Consider the following 16,622-nt stretch of genomic DNA (forward strand, 5'->3'; position numbering starts at 1 on the left):
TTTCTAATTTTTTATTCCTTGTACAACTGCGTTCTCTGTTCTCTCCATTACCTCTTCAAAAGGAATATTTTTTATGGCAAAAGGTTCCTGTACTGTAAAAGTAACTCGGGCACCTAATCCTAACGGATACTGACCGTAACGGTTCAGTTTCCAGGAATTATTAATACTAACAGGCACAATGTAAGCACTTGGTGCGAACTTACAAAGTATTTTAAGCCCGTTTTCCGAAAACTTTTTCGGTTTCCCGTTTTTACTGCGGGTCCCCTCAGGAAAAATTACTGCCGATCGTGTATTCTTTTCAATGTAGGTAGCAATCTGTTTTATGGCAGGTAAGGCTTGCTTTGGGTCTTTTCTATCTATTAAAACGGAACCCCCATGCCTTAAATTGTAAGACACGCTTGGTATTCCTTTCCCTAATTCTTTCTTACTTATAAATTTAGGGTGAAATTTCCTCATAAACCAAATAATGGGAGGAATATCATACATACTTTGGTGATTGGCCACTATAATAAGTGGTACACCTGCGGGCACTTTTTCTATCCCTTCAAACTTGTAGCTAGTACCTAATATATGTGTTGTTCTTACCAGAAAGAAGTTAAGTATATCAACACTCTTTTTATGTGCCTGATAACCAAATACGTTAAGGCAAACCCACTGCACCGGATGAAATATCAGTAGAAACAGCAGAAAAACCAGGTAATATAGTATCGATATAGGATATGACAATATTTTGCCCATATATGTTTTTAAAAAATTCGCGTAAAAGTACAGTCTTTTTGGTTAATAATAAAAACATTTAGTATGCAGGCATACTAATGTAAAAAAGAAAGCCGCACCAAGGGCGCGGCTTTAAACTTTAAAAGAGCTTTTATTAGCAATGTTCGTCGTAAGCATCTTTAAGGTTCTCTGCAATCATTTCAGCAGGACGCCCTTCAATATGGTGACGCTCAAGCATATGCACAAGCTCACCATTTTTAAATAATGCCATACTTGGTGATGACGGAGGGAAAGGAAACATAAGTTCTCTCGCTGCATCAACAGCTTCTCTGTCTACACCTGCAAAAACAGTAACAAGCGAACTTGGTTTTTTACCGTTATCAAGGCTCATTTTCACACCAGGTCTTGCATTTCTGGCAGCACATCCGCAAACAGAGTTTACTACTACTAATGTAGTACCTTCTTTAGAAATCGCTTCTTTAACCGCGTCTGGTGTATATAGTTCTTCAAAACCTGCTTCCGATAGTTCGGCACGCATTGGTTTTACTAGTTCTTCTGGATACATAATATATTTATTCTTTAAAAAAGTTATTTAAACTGACTACAAAGATACATATTTTTTAGCCAAATACTTTTTAAGCGAAGTGTTAAGCTTTTCGTTTTTGAAACTGAAGCAACTGCTGGTAAATCACCTCCCGGGTTCTCTCTTTCAGTTGTTTTTTATCGTCAAGGGTAAGTCCTTTTGTTTCTATAAAGTGATGAACCCTAGCTCTCATAAGTCCTGGAGTCCCACTAAAGAAGGTAAACGAGAATCGTTTTTTATTGTCGGGAAACGTCATGGGCACAATCGGGATCTGGTGTTCTATTGCCAGACGGAAAGCTCCGTCTTTAAATTCATCAAGAAGTATATCCTCATCATCGGGCACACCGCCTTCGGGAAAAATACATATACTCAATCCCTGGTGCAGCCTTGCCTGCGCACGCTGAAACACTTCAAAACGGCTTTTGGAACTTTCCCTGTCTACCAATATACAGGTACGCTTGTAAAAGAACCCGAAAACCGGAATTTTAACCAGTTCCTTTTTCCCTACAAAAACAAACGGATTTTTAGAGATTATAAGCATAAGCATTATATCGGTCATAGAGGTATGGTTAGCCACAAGCATGTAGCTTTCCCCTTTTACAAACTTTTGCTCACGCTTAACGGTGTAGTAAAAGCCCATCCCGAAAAGTATGATTTTTGCCCATACCCTAGCCAGCCTGAAAAACTGCGGATAGGTTTTCTCTGAAATGATGGTAAGTATAAGTAAAGGCGACATTATGATTATAGGAACACCCATCAGGATATAAAACCAGATGCGCCAAAGTATCCAAAAAATCACCTTTAGTATTTTCATGCTGCCAAATGTAAGAATTCAATCCCTATTTTTTGGTAAAACCTTTTACCTTTGTGTAAATTTTAAAAGCATATCATGGCAAAAATATTAACTGGTATCCAAAGTACGGGAACCCCTCATCTAGGCAACCTTTTAGGTGCTATAATACCAGCCATAGAAATGGCTAACAAACCAGAGAACGAATCGTTTTTATTTATTGCCGACCTTCACTCTACCACCCAGATTAAGGACGGAAAAACCCTGCGCGAAAACACGTATAGTGTTGCTGCCACATGGCTTGCGTTTGGGCTTGATATAAATAAGGTAATTTTTTACCGCCAGAGCGACGTGCCTCAAACAGCCGAACTGTCATGGTACCTTAGCTGCTTTTTCCCTTTCCAGCGATTAACACTGGCACACTCCTTTAAGGATAAGGCCGACAGACTTGCCGATGTGAATGCCGGACTGTTTACTTACCCTATGCTTATGGCTGCCGATATATTATTGTATGACGCCGAGTTTGTACCTGTAGGTAAAGATCAGCTACAGCACCTTGAAATTACCCGCGATGTGGCTTCACGTTTTAACCACCAAATGGGTGATACGTTTGTTTTACCGGAAGCTATTTCGAGCGAGGAAACTAAAATCATACCGGGTACCGACGGGGAAAAAATGAGTAAGTCACGCAACAACATTATTAATATTTTCCAGGAAGACAAACCGCTTAGAAAGCAAATAATGTCTATAGAGACCGACAGTACTCCACTGGAGGAACCTAAAAATCCTGATACCTGTAATGTTTTTGCCATTTATAAATTACTGGCAACACCAGAGCAAACCGAAGAGATGAGAGGCAACTATCTGGGAGGCAACTATGGTTATGGTCATGCCAAACAGGCTTTGTTTGAACTTATAGTTGAGAAATACAAAGAGCCAAGAGAGAAGTACAAATACTATATGGAAAACCTTAATGAAGTAGAGGCTCTTCTAAAATCAGGAGCCGAAAAAGCTGCTGTTATTGCAAACGGTGTACTTGGAAGAGTACGTGAGAAATTAGGTTTCAACTAATACACTTCAACATAAAACAAAAGCCCGATGAATGTCGGGCTTTTGTTTTTTATAGAGATTCCTCCTTCCGGTCGAAATGACAGGCTAACGGAATACGGACTTATATTGCCTCAAAAAGTTTTCCGGGCAACGGTCTTATTACACCTTTAAGCTCCATAGTAAGTAATAGTGACGAAAGTTTGAATACTGGCATACCACATTCCAGCGCTATAATATCCATTAGTTCCTTACCGTTTTTCTGCAAAAAGTCATACACCTTCTGTTCCTCATCTTCCAAGGTAATAAAAAGTTGTTTTTGCACAGCGGCAGGCTTCTGCTCTTCAATATCCCAGTTAAGCATATAAAGCAAATCGGCAGCTCCGGTTAGCAAGTGCGCCCTTTGGCTTTTAATCAGGTCGTTACAGCCTGCACTATATTTATCGGTTATACGTCCCGGCACGGCAAAAACATCCCTGTTATAATCGTTAGCAATATTTGCCGTAATAAGTGAACCACCCTTATCAGCACTTTCTATTATAATAGTCGCTTCAGATAATCCAGCTACAATCCGGTTACGCTTTACAAAATTCTCCCTATCAGGATTAGAACTGCTCCAAAACTCGGTAAAAAATCCACCGTTCTCCTCCATTTTAGCCATGTACTTTTTGTGTACTTTAGGGTATATCTGGTTCAGTCCGTGTGCCAGTACTCCTACCGTTTGCAGGTTGTGTTCCATAGCGAGCTGATGTGCAAAAATATCTACCCCATAAGCAAACCCACTTATAATTACAGGGTTTAGCGGAGCAATATCCTCAATAAGCTTACGGCAAAAATCAGCACCATAAGATGTCATTTGCCTTGTACCTACTATACTTATGGTTTTCCTGCCCTCAAGGTTTATATTCCCCGAACTGAAAAGCAGTACTGGTCCGTCTATGCAGTGTTTCAGTCTCTCGGGATATTTCTTTTCTGTATATAATAAAGGAGTTATTTTTTCCTCCTGTATAAATTTCATTTCGGCTTCGGCTAGCTTAAAAACCTCCTTATCCTGGAGGCTTTTGTAAAGCACCTCGCCAACACCCTCTATAGCAGTAAGCTGTTGCTTTTTTGCCTCAAAAACCGCCTGGGCACTCCCCAAATGATTAATAAGTTTTTTTGCCACTATATCCCCCACACCATCAATCCTGAGCAGGGCCAGTATGTTAAACAATTCGTTGTCAGTCATTAGTAATTTTAAAGGTTGCGAATAAAATTGGTTTGGCGCAATTGTTAATAAAATTTGTGAATAAAATTTTGCAACTGCAGTTGATTCGTTAAATTTGTTGTTATGATGATAGAGAAACACATATCGGCGCTACTATATCGTTACCAGTGCGTTATCGTTCCGGGCTTCGGTGCATTTTTAACCGAAACCAAGTCGGCCAGCATAGATACAGCTACTAATACGTTCTATCCTCCTAAAAAGCTGATTTCTTTTAATGCGAATTTAAAGAATAATGACGGGCTTTTAGCCAACCATATCGCTTTACAGGAAAAAATTTCTTACGAACAGGCTGTAGAAGACATTAAAAAGATGGTTACCGTTTGGACAGACCAACTTGAAAACGGCGATAAGCTTATACTTAAAAACATTGGTGACCTTACTTATAACAACGAAGGCAGCCTTGTGTTCTATCCTAACACTCCGGTTAACTACCTTACCGATTCTTTCGGTTTAGGCAGCTTTACCTCTCCTGCTATTAAACGTGAAGTTTACAAAGCAGAAATTGAAGAGCTTGAAGAAGAAGTTCCGGTACTGTTCACTCCTGAAAAAAGAAAGAAAAACTACTCTTTCCTTAAATATGCAGCAGTATTTGTTGCAGCATTATCTATAGGAAGTGCTGGTTTTAAAGTATACTACGACAATAAGATAATAACCGAAACCCGTATTGCCGAACAGCATGTACAGGAACAGGTAAATCAGGAAATACAAACAGCAACGTTTTTCCTTGATCCTATGCCGGCAGTAAAACTTACCGTTAAGGAAGATACTGCTGAAGCAGATGAGGAACTTTATTACCATATTGTTGCCAATGCTTTTCGTAGTGAGGCTAACGCTAATAAAGCGGTAAACCAATTAAAAGCTCAGGGCTTTAAAGCAAGAAAACTGGACAAAAACAAGTATGGTTTATACCCGGTGCTTTATGAAAGTCATACCACTTATGAGGCAGCTCATAAAAATCTTAACAGAATAAGAAAGGAATATAACAAAGAAGCTTGGCTTCTTGTTAAAGATTTATAAAAATACCGTCCCATGCTAAAGCGTGGGATTTTTTTTGCCTTTTCTGCACTATCTTTGCCAAAAAACAATTACATGCAGGCAAAATATCCTTCTGATTCTATGTGCATTATGACCGATTTGGTCTTACCCGGAGAAACTAACCCGCTTAACAACCTTTTTGGTGGTGAGCTACTGGCGCGTATGGACCGCGCTGCAAGTATTGCCGCCAGGAGACATTCAAGGAGAATTGTAGTTACCGCATCGGTTAACCATGTTGCATTTAACAGATCTATCCCTTTAGGGAGTGTGGTAACCGTTGAAGCTAAGGTTTCACGCACCTTTAAAACATCTATGGAGATTTTTATTGATGTATGGACAGAAGACCGTGAATCGGGCGTTAGGGCAAAAGCAAACGAGGCTATTTATACCTTTGTTGCTGTTGATGAAACAGGACGTCCTGTAGAGATTGCTCCTATTGAACCTCAAACAGAACTGGAAAAACAACGTTTTGAAGCGGCATTAAGAAGAAAACAACTAAGCCTTGTTCTTGCCGGAAAAATGAGTCCGCATGATGCAACCGAACTGAAAGCATTATTTATAGAATAAAAAAAGGAAGCCAATGGCTTCCTTTTTTGCTTATTATCTTTATCTAATATTCCCTACTACTATTTTAACGGATTAAGCCACTGTTGCGGATTTAACAGGCTAACATCCTGAATAATATAAAACTTAAGCACCGTTTCGCCCGTTGCTTCATTTGTCCAAACTTTACCTAAAGTTTGTTTAATACCCACTTTATCACCTTTAACTACATTAACGCTTTTTAAATTAGTATATGAAGTAACATAACTACCATGGCGCACCAAAACAGTGTAAACCTTATCAAATGTCCCAACGTGTGTTACAAGGGTTACTTCTCCTCCAAATACCGATCTAACATCGGCATCTTTCGAGGTAGCGATATCAAGACCATTATTAAAAAAGTTACTGTGAACTTTTACTCCATCTGCCTGCCCTCTGTAAGGCCCATAAGGCTGAGAAACATAACCTCTTTCAACCGGCCATGGTAACTGGCCTTTGTTAGCTTTGAAGTTATCTGAAATAATCTTACCCTCTTTAGTAAGCTCAATTTTTGTATTAGAAACATTAGCAGTGCTTTTTCCGTTTTCCTTAGCTCTCTTTCTGTTTTCTTCAGCAATCGCCTCTCGTATAAGTTTCTGTATTTGCTGCTCTAGTTTCTTTTCGTCCTGCTGCCTCTTCTTAATATCAGCGGCATATTTCTTTTTATCCTTCTGTATTACCTTAACAAGCGCATCCTGTCCCTTTTTATCAGCCTCAAGCTCTTTCTTCTGTTTCTCTGTTTCAGCGAGCAGGTTTTCCTTTTCTTTTTTCTGTTCTTTCAGTTTTTCCAACAGGGCTTCGAGTTCAGCCATTTTCTCCTTAAGCTCTTCTGCCTGCATTTTCCTGAAATTGGCATACTGCTTCATGTACTGAATACGTTTGTATGCCTGTAGGAAATTCTCTGAAGAGAGAATAAACATTATTCTGCTTTGGTCAGACCTGCTTTTGTATGATTTAACAATCGTGTTAGCATAATCTTCCTTAAGTACTTCAAGCTCTTTTTCAAGCTTGTTTGCTTTTTTCTGGTTTAAGTAAATATTATCTGTAAGCAGCCTGCTTTGTTTTTGTATAGTGTTAATAAGGTTTTGCGTAAGCCTTATTTTAGCTTCGCTTTCCTTTATTTGTACTAAAACCGATTTTTCTTTTTTATTTTGTGTGCTTAATAAACTTTGGAATTCCTTTATCTCCTTTTGAAGTTTGTTTTTTTGCTGTTCCAGCTTTTTTTGCTCGGCAGTATTTTGCCCCCAGCTTAAAGCAGTGGTACAGATAAGAAGTAAAGTAAAAAGCGCTCTTGTCATTTTCTCCGTTTCGGTTAGTCTCTATTCTATAAATATACGATCCATGCCTTGTGGCACCTTGTAGGTAAACCTCAGGTCTTCATTGTCAAAGGTAACATTCTTGTATTCAATCTCAATGTATACCTTATCGGCTTTTTCGGCCTCTACCATTACACCTGTAGGCATAACCGATTTTTCATGTTTCCTGAATCCAGGGTAATTCACTGTAAGCTTTTGTGGCTCGTACCCTTTGTATTCTATTACCTGTTTCTTTAACAGCAGATTAGCCGCTTCAAAAAGAAACTCTTTAAAAACACCGTTGTCTTCCTTACCCTGTAGTTTATACAACCCTTCCTCAAGTGAAGCTTTGTATTTACCATCGGCAAGATTATCCATGGCGCGACCCGTTATTATATTTTGAACCTTATCATAATCAAGATCAGTACCCAGCCAGTCACTCAATACCCGGAAATCGCCTTCAAAATATTCCTTTTGGGTATTTACATAGTAGCTTACCTTATCTTTAGTAATTAACGCCTTAGCAACAGGGAACCCCATTACAGTAGCGTTAACCCATATCATTTCATCTTTTTTAACTCTTATATCAAGAGTAAAGTTATACGAGTCTCCTCCTCCTTCATAATGAGCTCCGGCTCTTATTTGCAGGTTATCAAATTCCAAAGGGTTTTCATAATGCCCTTTTACTATTTCTTTAACCGATTTTTCCTTTTCAGCGTTTTTTTCAGATACCAGTCCCTGCTTTGATTTACAGGAAACAAGCACAGTAATAAGCAGTAAGGCTGCTGTTATTTTTTTCATGGATTATTCTCCGGGTTTTAGCAATTTATTGGCTTTAGAAAAATAAGCCTCTTTTTTCTTTTCATCTCCAAGCCCGGCATAAGCCTCTCCCAGTTGCCTGTTAAAACCTGCCTCAAGCTCTGTATCCTCTACAACAAAGTCTATTCCGTTTTCAAGCCATTCTTTTGCTTTTTTAAACTGCTGCTGTTTATTTGCTGCTAATCCTGCAAAATAATACAGTCTGGCATGGGTAGGATACAGCTCTGTATACTGTGTTGCCATATTATACAGTTCGGCAAAATTATTATCTTCAGCATAGCTGTACAGCAGTAATTCTATAGTCTCTATATCATCGGCACTGGTTTCCAAACTTTTTTGGAAGTAATGAATAGCCTGATTAAAATTCCTTTTAGTAAAAAAGAACTTGGCAACTTCTTTAGGTACATTAATCTCTTTATCATCTTCAAAATAACCTACCGCCCTGTCCAGGTCGGTTTCATATTTTGGATTGTTGTTTGTATAAATAAGAAACTCGTTAAGTACCCTGTGTTTTATTTTACGGTCAATTTTATCACTCCCCAAAACCCTGAACATGGACTTTGCTGCCTCGTCTCCCTTATTGTCATTAAGATTAAACTTAAAGAGACTTACCTGAGCCCAGTCTGACTCCGGAATTTCCTTTTGCAGCTTCTCGGCTACTTTTGCCGCTTTTTCCTCCTCGTTACTTTCAGAGTACAAATAAATCAGTTCCAAATAATTGGATTCCTCTTTCGGGTTTTTCTTTATGGCCTCCTCAAGAGCTTCCTTTTCAGGTTTATTGTACCTGTTATCACTAAGGATTTGCAGTTTATACATTTCCCTGCGCTCAGTATGCCCTACCGTTTCTTCCAGTTCGTTTATAAGCGCAAGTGCCTTATCATACTGATCTGTATACATGTATAACGATACCAAATCTTCCTGATAATACTCTTTACGCCATTCGGTAAGCTTAAGCACTATAGGTATAGCGCTGTTATAATTTTGGGTTTGGTAATATACATCATAAAGCCCCACCCAGTACCAACGATTGGTAGGGTCAAGCTGAGTAGCTTTTAAAAAAGCTTTCTCGGCCTCTGGGTAGTTTTTAAGGGCAAGATAATTTTTGCCCATTTCATGGTATACCACCGGATTGTTTGGCTCTTCGACCCTGCATACTTCCAGGGCCAATAGCGCCTTATCATAATTTTCTATTCCTTTTTGTTTTAATGCTTCATAAAAGTTGTTTTCAAACTTATCACTGGCCAATGCAATTTTATCGGGCTCCTCCTGGGCACGGGAAACTGCAGGGGCTAATAACATCCCTGAAAGCAATAATCCGCAAAAAAGAATTTTTCTGTTCATATTTTATTCTATAACCGAATAGTCTCCAATACTTATACTGGTAAACTTACCGTTAAATGTAGCGTGGTTACCTATCATAGCATTATCCAAATGAGCATTTGTTATTACCGCATTGGTTTGTACCAGGCTGTTTTTAATCTCACTGTTCTCTACTCTTGTATTATTACCTAACGATACATTAGGCCCAACAGTAGAATTTTTAAGTACTACATTTTCACCTATAAAACACGGAGGGATAATAGTACTGTTTTCATTCACTACCGATGATGATACCATGTGCTCTCCGTCTTTATGTAAAAAGTTAAGCATTCTTGAATTGGTTTCTACAGTTACATTTTTGTTACCGCAGTCCATCCATTCATCTACTTTACCCGGCACAAACTTCAGCCCTTTTTGCTTCATGTTTTCAAGTCCGTCGGTAAGTTGATATTCACCGCCTTTTACAATGTTATTATCCAGTAGGTACTGTAACTCCTCACGAAGGGTTTCTCCACTTTTAAAATAATAGATACCTATAATTGCAAGATCTGAAACAAACTCTTTTGGTTTCTCTACAAAATCTACAATCTCTTTTTTATCATTTAACTGAACAACACCAAAGGCACTGGGATCATCAACCTGTTTTACCCAAATAACACTGTCTGCTGTAGTATCTAACGTAAAATCGGCTCTAAAAAGTGTATCGGCATAAGCCACAACTATAGGTCCGCTCATAGATTCCTTAGCACTCATAATAGCATGAGCAGTACCAAGTGGCTGCTCCTGATAGTAAATAGTGCCTTTAGCACCCAGTTTTTCGGCAATGGCAACCAGGTCTTTCTCTACCTGAACACCAAAATCCTTATGTATTATAAAAGCAATCTCTTCTATTTCCTGATTTATCACTCCTGCAATATCTTCAACCAGCCTGTGTACAATAGGTTTTCCTGCAATAGGTATTAACGGTTTTGGTACAGTAAGTGTGTGTGGGCGTAGGCGTGAACCTCTTCCCGCCATAGGAACAATTATTTTCATTCTTATTCTGTTATTTCTGTGTTGTCCTGTTTAATGAGTGTAGTATACTTAGTGGTATTCTCAAAACTTCAGGACAAAGTTGGTTTTATGATTTGATTTTTACTTATTACTTTACACCTGTGCTACCAAAACCTCCCGCACCACGGCTCGTTTCGGTCAGTACTTCTGCCTCCAGCCATTCGGCACGCTCATGTTTTGCTATAACCAATTGAGCCACTCTTTCTCCGTTTTCTATAGTTACCGGTTCATTAGACAGATTTACTAATATAACCCCAATTTCTCCACGATAGTCAGCATCAATAGTCCCCGGGCTGTTAAGCACGGTAATCCCTTTTTTAGCTGCCAGTCCGCTTCGTGGTCTTACCTGAGCTTCATAACCTATAGGCAATTCCATAAACAATCCTGTTTTTATTATAGCCCTTCCCAGCGGACTCAATACTACAGGTTCATCTATATTTGCCCTAAGGTCCATACCTGCAGAGGCTTCTGTTTCATAATTAGGTAAAGCGTGATTGGATTTATTGATAATTTTTATTGTCATTACGGTAAATATTTATATTTCAAATATATCAAAAATAGCGGGTAAAAGTGCTGTTTTTATGGTGTATTATTTCCGTTTTAGCACTCTGTTAAGGGTTTCTTTTTCGTTTTGGTAAATAAATAGGCTGTAAACAATTATAACAGCTGCACCAACGTAGTAGTTTTCTCTAAAATAATAAAAGTAAACCAGGGACATGGATATGGATAACCCCAGATAACCTCCTATTTTTTTTAGGTCGTAAGGAATAGGGTAGTACTTGTTACCCAAAAAGTATGAAATAATCATCATGGTACCATAGGCCGAAATGGTTGCTATAGCCGACCCCATGTAGTCGTATTTTTCAATTAACAGGAAGTTTAGCCCCAAAGTAACCAATGCACCTACGATAGATATGTAGGCACCCATTTTGGTTTTATCGGTAAGTTTGTACCATACCGAAAGATTGTGGTAAATACCCAAAAAGAAATTAGCCAGGATAATAAGCGGAACTACCTTCATCGCTTCCCAATACTCCGGACTTTTTATTAGAAGCACCTTTATAACATCGGCAAAAACAACTACACCAACCAATATAAGGCTACCAAAAATTATAAAGTATTTGGTTATCATGGCATACGTTTTTGGTGCCGATTCGTTTTTAGCATAACTAAAAAAGAAAGGTTCAATTCCCAGTCTGAAAGCTGTGGCATAGAGCGTCATGAACAGCGCTATTTTATAACAGGCTGAGTATTGCCCTACTTTGGCCTTGGCAATATCTTCAGGTAAGAGGTTTTCCAATAATATCCTGTCAAACGATTCGTTAATGGCAAATGCTATACCGGCGACCAAAACCGGTAGACTGTAACGCATCATTTTTTTCCAGAGTACCTTATCAAAACTCCAGTTTATTTTAAAATAATGCGGAGCCAGTACTAAAAGCGTTAGGAAACTCGCTATAAGATTAGAGACGAAAATATAGCCTATCTGGAAATTATCTATATATATCATTCCCCAAAAACTACTTGGCTTTGCCGCAGCCCAAGCCGGTAATAACGCTATAAACACCACATTAAGCCCAAGGTTTACAACTACATTACCTACCTTAATGGCGGTATAATACAGAGGCCTGCCCTGTGCCCGTAATTTAGAAAAAGGTATTATGACCAATGCATCCAGCACCAGTATCCATATGGTATAAGTAATATACTGCTCTTCAATACCCGACCAGTTTGCTAGGTAAGTTCGTCCTAAAAGCGCCAGAAACAAAAAACCAATAGATGACCAGAAAAGTGATATGGTTGAAGTACTCTCTACCTCCCGTGAATTATCTGTACTGTAAAACCTGAAAAAAGAGGTTTCCATACCATAGGCAAGTATCACATTGAACAATACAATCCACGAAAAAATTACGTTTACATCACCATACTCATCATCCGGAAGGTACTTGGTATACAGTCCTACCAAAAGGAAGCTAAGCATCCTTGGCACTACCGTTGCCAGTCCGTAAATAGCGGTTTGTTTGAAAAGGTTTTTAAAGAGACTCAAAAGTTAGTCGATTTAGTAAAACAAAAATAACTATATAAAATATAGAAATAAAAAAAGCGACTGAATAATAATCGCTTTACTTTTTACGAATTTAATAAAAAAGAGCCACGCAATGCGTGGCTCTTTATATAGTTGTGTGCTGTGTTCAGTATTATTAATTGTTCAAAGCTTCTGCACCACCTACAATCTCTAAGATCTCTCCTGTAATTGCAGCCTGACGTGCTTTGTTGTAAGTTAATTTTAACTGGTTTCTAAGTTCAGTAGCATTATCGGTTGCTTTATGCATTGCTGTCATACGTGCACCGTGCTCTGAAGCAAAAGAATCGCGAACTGCTTTATAAAGCTGAGTTTTTAACGAAAGCGGTATAAGGCTTAATACGATTTCTTCTTTAGAAGGTTCAAAAATATAATCAGTACCGTTACTATTTACTTCCTCTGTAGCCTGAGCAGGAGCTAAAGGCAAAAACTGTTCTGCCATTACAATCTGAGTAGCTGCATTTTTAAAGTGGTTGTAAACTAACTCGATTTTGTCATATTCACCAGCTGCAAACTTATCCATAAGTGTTTGTGCCACATCTGCTACGTTTTCAAACGTAAGGCCGTCAAACAACGAACTTTGGTTAGCTATAATGTTACAGCTTTTTTGTAAGGCATCATTACCTTTTTTACCAATGGTTAAAACATCAACCGTTTTACCAGCATACTGGGTAAGTAGGTTTTTTGTTTGTTTAAGCACATTAGCATTAAAGGCACCACACAAACCTCTGTTAGAAGTAACTACAACAAGAAGTACTTTGTTTACTTCACGCTGTTCTGCAAACGCACCTCCTGTATCTCCTTCCAGAGTAGCGCTAAGGTTTTGTAATAGCTCTGTAAGCTTCTCAGAATAAGGTCTCATAGCCGTAATAGCATCCTGAGCTTTTTTAAGCTTAGCAGCAGAAACCATTTTCATCGCACTAGTAATTTGCATAGTGGATGAAACCGAAGCAATCCTGTTACGTATTTCCTTTAAGTTAGCCATTGTTATTTATATAGTTTGAGTATTGAGAGTGAGGCTTCAATAGCTCAGCTCTCAATACTTAAGTCTAAAATCTAATTAGTATTTTGCAGCAATTTCAGCAGCAGCTTTCTCTAAAACGTCTGTAAGCTCATCGGTAAATTTACCGGCTTTAAGAGCGTCAAGAGTATCTCTGTGCTTAGCGTTTAAGTACTCGATATAATCTTTCTCGAATTCTTTAACTTTAGATACCGGTACGTTTTTAAGTAGGTTTTTAGTACCTGCATAAATAATCGCAACCTGATTCTCTACAGTGAAAGGATCGTTTACTGCCTGCTTAAGGATCTCAACGTTTCTTCTACCTTTTTCAATTACATTTAAAGTAGCAGCGTCAAGATCAGAACCAAACTTAGCGAAAGCCTCAAGCTCACGGAACTGTGCCTGGTCTAACTTAAGAGTACCCGATACTTTTTTCATTGATTTGATCTGAGCGTTACCACCAACACGTGATACAGAGATACCTACGTTAATTGCAGGACGTACACCCGAGTTGAATAAATCTGACTCAAGGAATATCTGACCGTCTGTAATCGAAATTACGTTTGTTGGGATATAAGCAGAAACGTCACCTGCCTGAGTTTCGATAATAGGAAGAGCCGTTAACGAACCACCACCTTTAACGATTGGTTTTAATGACTCAGGTAAGTCATTCATATTTTTAGCGATATCGTCATCTGCAATTACTTTTGCAGCACGCTCAAGTAGTCTTGAGTGAAGGTAGAAAACGTCACCAGGGTAAGCCTCACGTCCCGGTGGTCTTCTAAGTAGAAGAGACACCTCACGGTAAGCTACCGCTTGTTTAGATAAATCATCATAGATAATAAGTGCAGGACGACCTGTATCACGGAAGTACTCACCTATCGCAGCACCTGCAAATGGTGCATATACCTGCATAGGAGCAGGGTCAGAAGCGTTAGCAGCAACAATAACTGTATAAGCCATTGCACCTTTTTCTTCTAATGTTTTTGCAATACCTGCCACAGTAGAAGCTTTTTGTCCTACAGCAACATATATACAGAATACAGGCTTACCTGCATCATAAAATTCTTTTTGGTTAAGAATGGTGTCAATACAAACTGTAGTTTTACCAGTTTGACGGTCACCAATTACAAGCTCACGCTGTCCACGACCTACAGGAATCATGGCATCAACAGCTTTAATACCTGTTTGTAGCGGCTCTGTTACCGGCTGACGGAAGATAACTCCGGGAGCTTTACGCTCAAGAGGCATCTCATAAAGATCACCACCAATAGGACCTTTACCATCAATTGGGTTACCTAGTGTATCAACTACACGACCTACCATTTGCTCACCTACTTTAAGTGAAGCAATACGCTGTAGTCTTTTTACAGTTGATCCCTCTTTGATTCCGGTAGAAGGGCCAAGCAATACTACGCCCACATTGTCTTCTTCAAGGTTTAATACAATACCCTCTAACCCGTTATCAAACTGTACTAACTCACCATATTGAGCGTTAGACAATCCGTATACACGGGCAATACCATCACCTACCTGAAGAACAGTTCCTACTTCTTCTAATGTAGCACCCGATTCAAAACCGGACAATTGTTTCTTTAATATTGCTGAAATTTCAGCAGGTTTAATTTCTGCCATCTTACTTTATAATTTAGACACTTTAGTGTGATAAATACTTAATTACTTAATTCTCTTTTTAAGGTTAGCAGCCTGTTTGCTACAGATGCATTGAACTGCTTATCACCAACCCTTAGGATAAACCCTCCTATTATAGATGGATCAACCACATTTTTAATGGTGATTTTTTTATCTGAAAACTCTTTTATTTTCGCCATTACCTTAGCTTCAAGCTCGGGGGTTATAGGGAAAGCAGTAGTTACAGTAGCATGTTCTATACCGCTTGCTACGTCAAATTGTCTTGCATACTCCACAGCAATATTATCAAGAATTTCAAATCTCTTATTTTCTAATAAAAGACGGAATAATCCTTTTGTAATGTTTTGTGAAGAAGCAAACACTTCGTTTAAAGCACTTTCCTTAACCTCTGCCTTAATGGTAGGGCTTTCAATAAAGCTGTTAAGCTCGCTATTTTCTTTAATTGTAGATGCTATAAGAGCCATATCCCCGTTTACCTGCTCAGCCACGTTAGAAGCCTGAGCCATTTCAAGGATTGCCTTTGCATATCTTACTGCAGCTCTTGAACCTGTCATAAGATTAGTTTAATTTTACGTCATCTAACATTTTCTCAACTAAAGTAGTCTGAGCAGCGTCGTTAGATAATTCTTGTTTAAGTATCTTCTCTGCAATTTCAAGTGACAGGCCTGAAACCTGAGCTTTAAGTTCTGCCATAGCAGCGTTTTTCTCGCTGTTAATAGTAGCCTTAGCCTGCTCAATCATTTTCTCTCCCTGAACCTGAGCTTCAGTTTTAGCATCAGCGATCATTTTTTCTTTGATCTCTCTTGCCTCTTTCATCATAGCATCTCTTTCAGCTCTTGCTTCCTGAAGAATTCTTTCGTTATCTGCCTGTAAGTTTTGCATTTCTTTACGTGCAGCTTCAGCAGCAGCTAAAGCGTTAGAAATACCTTCTTCTCTTGCAGTGATAGAATCCATAATAGGTTTCCAGGCAAATTTAACAAGTAGTACAATTAATACTAATAAAATTATTGCCTGCCAAAAGAACAAACCAAATGAAAAATCGTTTACTAATTTATCCATCTTATATATGTTATATATAAATTACTTAAAGTCAAATTTTAATTTAAAACAACACCTGTAGCCAACCGCTACAGGTATTGTTTTTACAAGTTTACTCTTTATTAGTTTTTTCCAAGGATTAAAGCAGCGAATGCTAAACCTTCTAATAAAGCCGCGATAATAATCATCGCAGTTTGGATTTTTCCAGCAGCCTCAGGCTGACGAGCGATAGCGTCCATTGCAGATCCACCGATTTTACCTAAACCAAGGCCTGCACCTATTACTACTAAACCTGCTCCTACTAAAGTTGGTATTGTACCCATGACTATATAATATAAAA

General features: G+C 38.6%; 18 protein-coding genes. 3 read left to right on the forward strand and 15 right to left on the reverse strand.

The genetic code is table 11. The features are described 5' to 3' along the window. Nucleotides 1-3: 3 nt before the first annotated feature. The 3 genes from Q763_RS04380 to Q763_RS04390 form a co-directional block, all read right to left on the reverse strand. On the reverse strand, nt 4-738 hold the full coding sequence (locus Q763_RS04380) for a lysophospholipid acyltransferase family protein (RefSeq protein ID WP_035131613.1): 735 nt from the start codon (nt 736-738) through the stop codon (nt 4-6). Nucleotides 739-871: 133 nt separating this feature from the next. Then, nucleotides 872-1,282 (reverse strand): BrxA/BrxB family bacilliredoxin, encoded by a 411-nt coding sequence (locus Q763_RS04385; RefSeq protein WP_035131614.1) that lies wholly within the window; start codon nt 1,280-1,282, stop codon nt 872-874. Between the two features lie 82 nt (nt 1,283-1,364). Continuing rightward, a complete protein-coding gene (locus Q763_RS04390; protein ID WP_035131615.1) occupies nt 1,365-2,114 on the reverse strand; it encodes a lysophospholipid acyltransferase family protein in 750 nt (249 codons plus the stop codon). Between the two features lie 75 nt (nt 2,115-2,189). On the opposite strand from Q763_RS04390, the gene trpS reads away from it, so the two are divergent. Continuing rightward, a complete protein-coding gene (gene trpS, locus Q763_RS04395) occupies nt 2,190-3,161 on the forward strand; it encodes a tryptophan--tRNA ligase (protein WP_035131616.1) in 972 nt (323 codons plus the stop codon). A 100-nt stretch (nt 3,162-3,261) separates the two neighbouring features. Here trpS and dprA read toward each other — a convergent pair whose 3' ends face one another. Further along, nucleotides 3,262-4,365 carry a DNA-processing protein DprA gene (gene dprA, locus Q763_RS04400; RefSeq protein WP_035131617.1) on the reverse strand — a complete coding sequence of 368 codons (1,104 nt, stop codon included), beginning with the start codon at nt 4,363-4,365 and terminating at the stop codon, nt 3,262-3,264. Between the two features lie 102 nt (nt 4,366-4,467). On the opposite strand from dprA, the gene Q763_RS04405 reads away from it, so the two are divergent. Then, nucleotides 4,468-5,421, forward strand: coding sequence for an HU domain-containing protein (locus Q763_RS04405; protein ID WP_035131618.1), 954 nt, complete (start codon nt 4,468-4,470; stop codon nt 5,419-5,421). Nucleotides 5,422-5,493: 72 nt separating this feature from the next. After that, entirely contained in the window at nt 5,494-6,006 is a 513-nt protein-coding gene (locus Q763_RS04410; protein WP_035131619.1) for an acyl-CoA thioesterase, read from the forward strand. 59 nt (nt 6,007-6,065) lie between these two features. On the opposite strand, the gene Q763_RS04415 is transcribed toward Q763_RS04410, so the two are convergent. The 11 genes from Q763_RS04415 to atpE form a co-directional block, all read right to left on the reverse strand. Then, a complete protein-coding gene (locus tag Q763_RS04415) occupies nt 6,066-7,319 on the reverse strand; it encodes a murein hydrolase activator EnvC family protein (RefSeq protein ID WP_035131621.1) in 1,254 nt (417 codons plus the stop codon). 21 nt (nt 7,320-7,340) lie between these two features. Next, nucleotides 7,341-8,117 (reverse strand): DUF4292 domain-containing protein, encoded by a 777-nt coding sequence (locus Q763_RS04420; protein WP_035131623.1) that lies wholly within the window; start codon nt 8,115-8,117, stop codon nt 7,341-7,343. A 3-nt stretch (nt 8,118-8,120) separates the two neighbouring features. Beyond that, nucleotides 8,121-9,476: a tetratricopeptide repeat protein gene (locus tag Q763_RS04425; protein ID WP_035131625.1), complete on the reverse strand. Its 1,356-nt coding sequence runs from the start codon at nt 9,474-9,476 to the stop codon at nt 8,121-8,123. Nucleotides 9,477-9,479: 3 nt separating this feature from the next. Beyond that, nucleotides 9,480-10,490 carry a sugar phosphate nucleotidyltransferase gene (locus tag Q763_RS04430; RefSeq protein ID WP_035131627.1) on the reverse strand — a complete coding sequence of 337 codons (1,011 nt, stop codon included), beginning with the start codon at nt 10,488-10,490 and terminating at the stop codon, nt 9,480-9,482. Nucleotides 10,491-10,596: 106 nt separating this feature from the next. Next, the gene (dut, locus tag Q763_RS04435; RefSeq protein WP_035131628.1) at nt 10,597-11,031 is read right to left on the reverse strand and encodes a dUTP diphosphatase; all 435 of its coding nucleotides are present in this window, start codon (nt 11,029-11,031) and stop codon (nt 10,597-10,599) included. A 66-nt stretch (nt 11,032-11,097) separates the two neighbouring features. Continuing rightward, nucleotides 11,098-12,555 (reverse strand): lipopolysaccharide biosynthesis protein, encoded by a 1,458-nt coding sequence (locus tag Q763_RS04440; RefSeq protein WP_035131630.1) that lies wholly within the window; start codon nt 12,553-12,555, stop codon nt 11,098-11,100. A 154-nt stretch (nt 12,556-12,709) separates the two neighbouring features. Further along, nucleotides 12,710-13,576 carry an ATP synthase F1 subunit gamma gene (atpG, locus tag Q763_RS04445; protein WP_035131632.1) on the reverse strand — a complete coding sequence of 289 codons (867 nt, stop codon included), beginning with the start codon at nt 13,574-13,576 and terminating at the stop codon, nt 12,710-12,712. Nucleotides 13,577-13,651: 75 nt separating this feature from the next. After that, entirely contained in the window at nt 13,652-15,226 is a 1,575-nt protein-coding gene (atpA, locus tag Q763_RS04450; RefSeq protein WP_035131634.1) for a F0F1 ATP synthase subunit alpha, read from the reverse strand. Between the two features lie 38 nt (nt 15,227-15,264). Then, a complete protein-coding gene (atpH, locus tag Q763_RS04455; RefSeq protein WP_035131636.1) occupies nt 15,265-15,798 on the reverse strand; it encodes an ATP synthase F1 subunit delta in 534 nt (177 codons plus the stop codon). Nucleotides 15,799-15,802: 4 nt separating this feature from the next. Further along, the gene (locus Q763_RS04460) at nt 15,803-16,303 is read right to left on the reverse strand and encodes a F0F1 ATP synthase subunit B (protein ID WP_035131638.1); all 501 of its coding nucleotides are present in this window, start codon (nt 16,301-16,303) and stop codon (nt 15,803-15,805) included. A gap of 101 nt (nt 16,304-16,404) precedes the next feature. After that, entirely contained in the window at nt 16,405-16,605 is a 201-nt protein-coding gene (atpE, locus tag Q763_RS04465) for an ATP synthase F0 subunit C (protein WP_026727281.1), read from the reverse strand. Nucleotides 16,606-16,622: the final 17 nt, after the last annotated feature.

The organism is Flavobacterium beibuense F44-8 (assembly GCF_000769915.1).
Classification (GTDB): domain Bacteria; phylum Bacteroidota; class Bacteroidia; order Flavobacteriales; family Flavobacteriaceae; genus Flavobacterium; species Flavobacterium beibuense.

Coding starts and splice junctions, on each gene's coding strand:
- Q763_RS04380 (WP_035131613.1), bottom strand. CDS start 738: ATGGGCAAAATATTGTCATATCCTATATCGATACTATATTACCTGGTT.
- Q763_RS04385 (WP_035131614.1), bottom strand. CDS start 1,282: ATGTATCCAGAAGAACTAGTAAAACCAATGCGTGCCGAACTATCGGAA.
- Q763_RS04390 (WP_035131615.1), bottom strand. CDS start 2,114: ATGAAAATACTAAAGGTGATTTTTTGGATACTTTGGCGCATCTGGTTT.
- trpS (WP_035131616.1), top strand. CDS start 2,190: ATGGCAAAAATATTAACTGGTATCCAAAGTACGGGAACCCCTCATCTA.
- dprA (WP_035131617.1), bottom strand. CDS start 4,365: ATGACTGACAACGAATTGTTTAACATACTGGCCCTGCTCAGGATTGAT.
- Q763_RS04405 (WP_035131618.1), top strand. CDS start 4,468: ATGATGATAGAGAAACACATATCGGCGCTACTATATCGTTACCAGTGC.
- Q763_RS04410 (WP_035131619.1), top strand. CDS start 5,494: ATGCAGGCAAAATATCCTTCTGATTCTATGTGCATTATGACCGATTTG.
- Q763_RS04415 (WP_035131621.1), bottom strand. CDS start 7,319: ATGACAAGAGCGCTTTTTACTTTACTTCTTATCTGTACCACTGCTTTA.
- Q763_RS04420 (WP_035131623.1), bottom strand. CDS start 8,117: ATGAAAAAAATAACAGCAGCCTTACTGCTTATTACTGTGCTTGTTTCC.
- Q763_RS04425 (WP_035131625.1), bottom strand. CDS start 9,476: ATGAACAGAAAAATTCTTTTTTGCGGATTATTGCTTTCAGGGATGTTA.
- Q763_RS04430 (WP_035131627.1), bottom strand. CDS start 10,490: ATGAAAATAATTGTTCCTATGGCGGGAAGAGGTTCACGCCTACGCCCA.
- dut (WP_035131628.1), bottom strand. CDS start 11,031: ATGACAATAAAAATTATCAATAAATCCAATCACGCTTTACCTAATTAT.
- atpG (WP_035131632.1), bottom strand. CDS start 13,576: ATGGCTAACTTAAAGGAAATACGTAACAGGATTGCTTCGGTTTCATCC.
- atpA (WP_035131634.1), bottom strand. CDS start 15,226: ATGGCAGAAATTAAACCTGCTGAAATTTCAGCAATATTAAAGAAACAA.
- atpH (WP_035131636.1), bottom strand. CDS start 15,798: ATGACAGGTTCAAGAGCTGCAGTAAGATATGCAAAGGCAATCCTTGAA.
- Q763_RS04460 (WP_035131638.1), bottom strand. CDS start 16,303: ATGGATAAATTAGTAAACGATTTTTCATTTGGTTTGTTCTTTTGGCAG.
- atpE (WP_026727281.1), bottom strand. CDS start 16,605: ATGGGTACAATACCAACTTTAGTAGGAGCAGGTTTAGTAGTAATAGGT.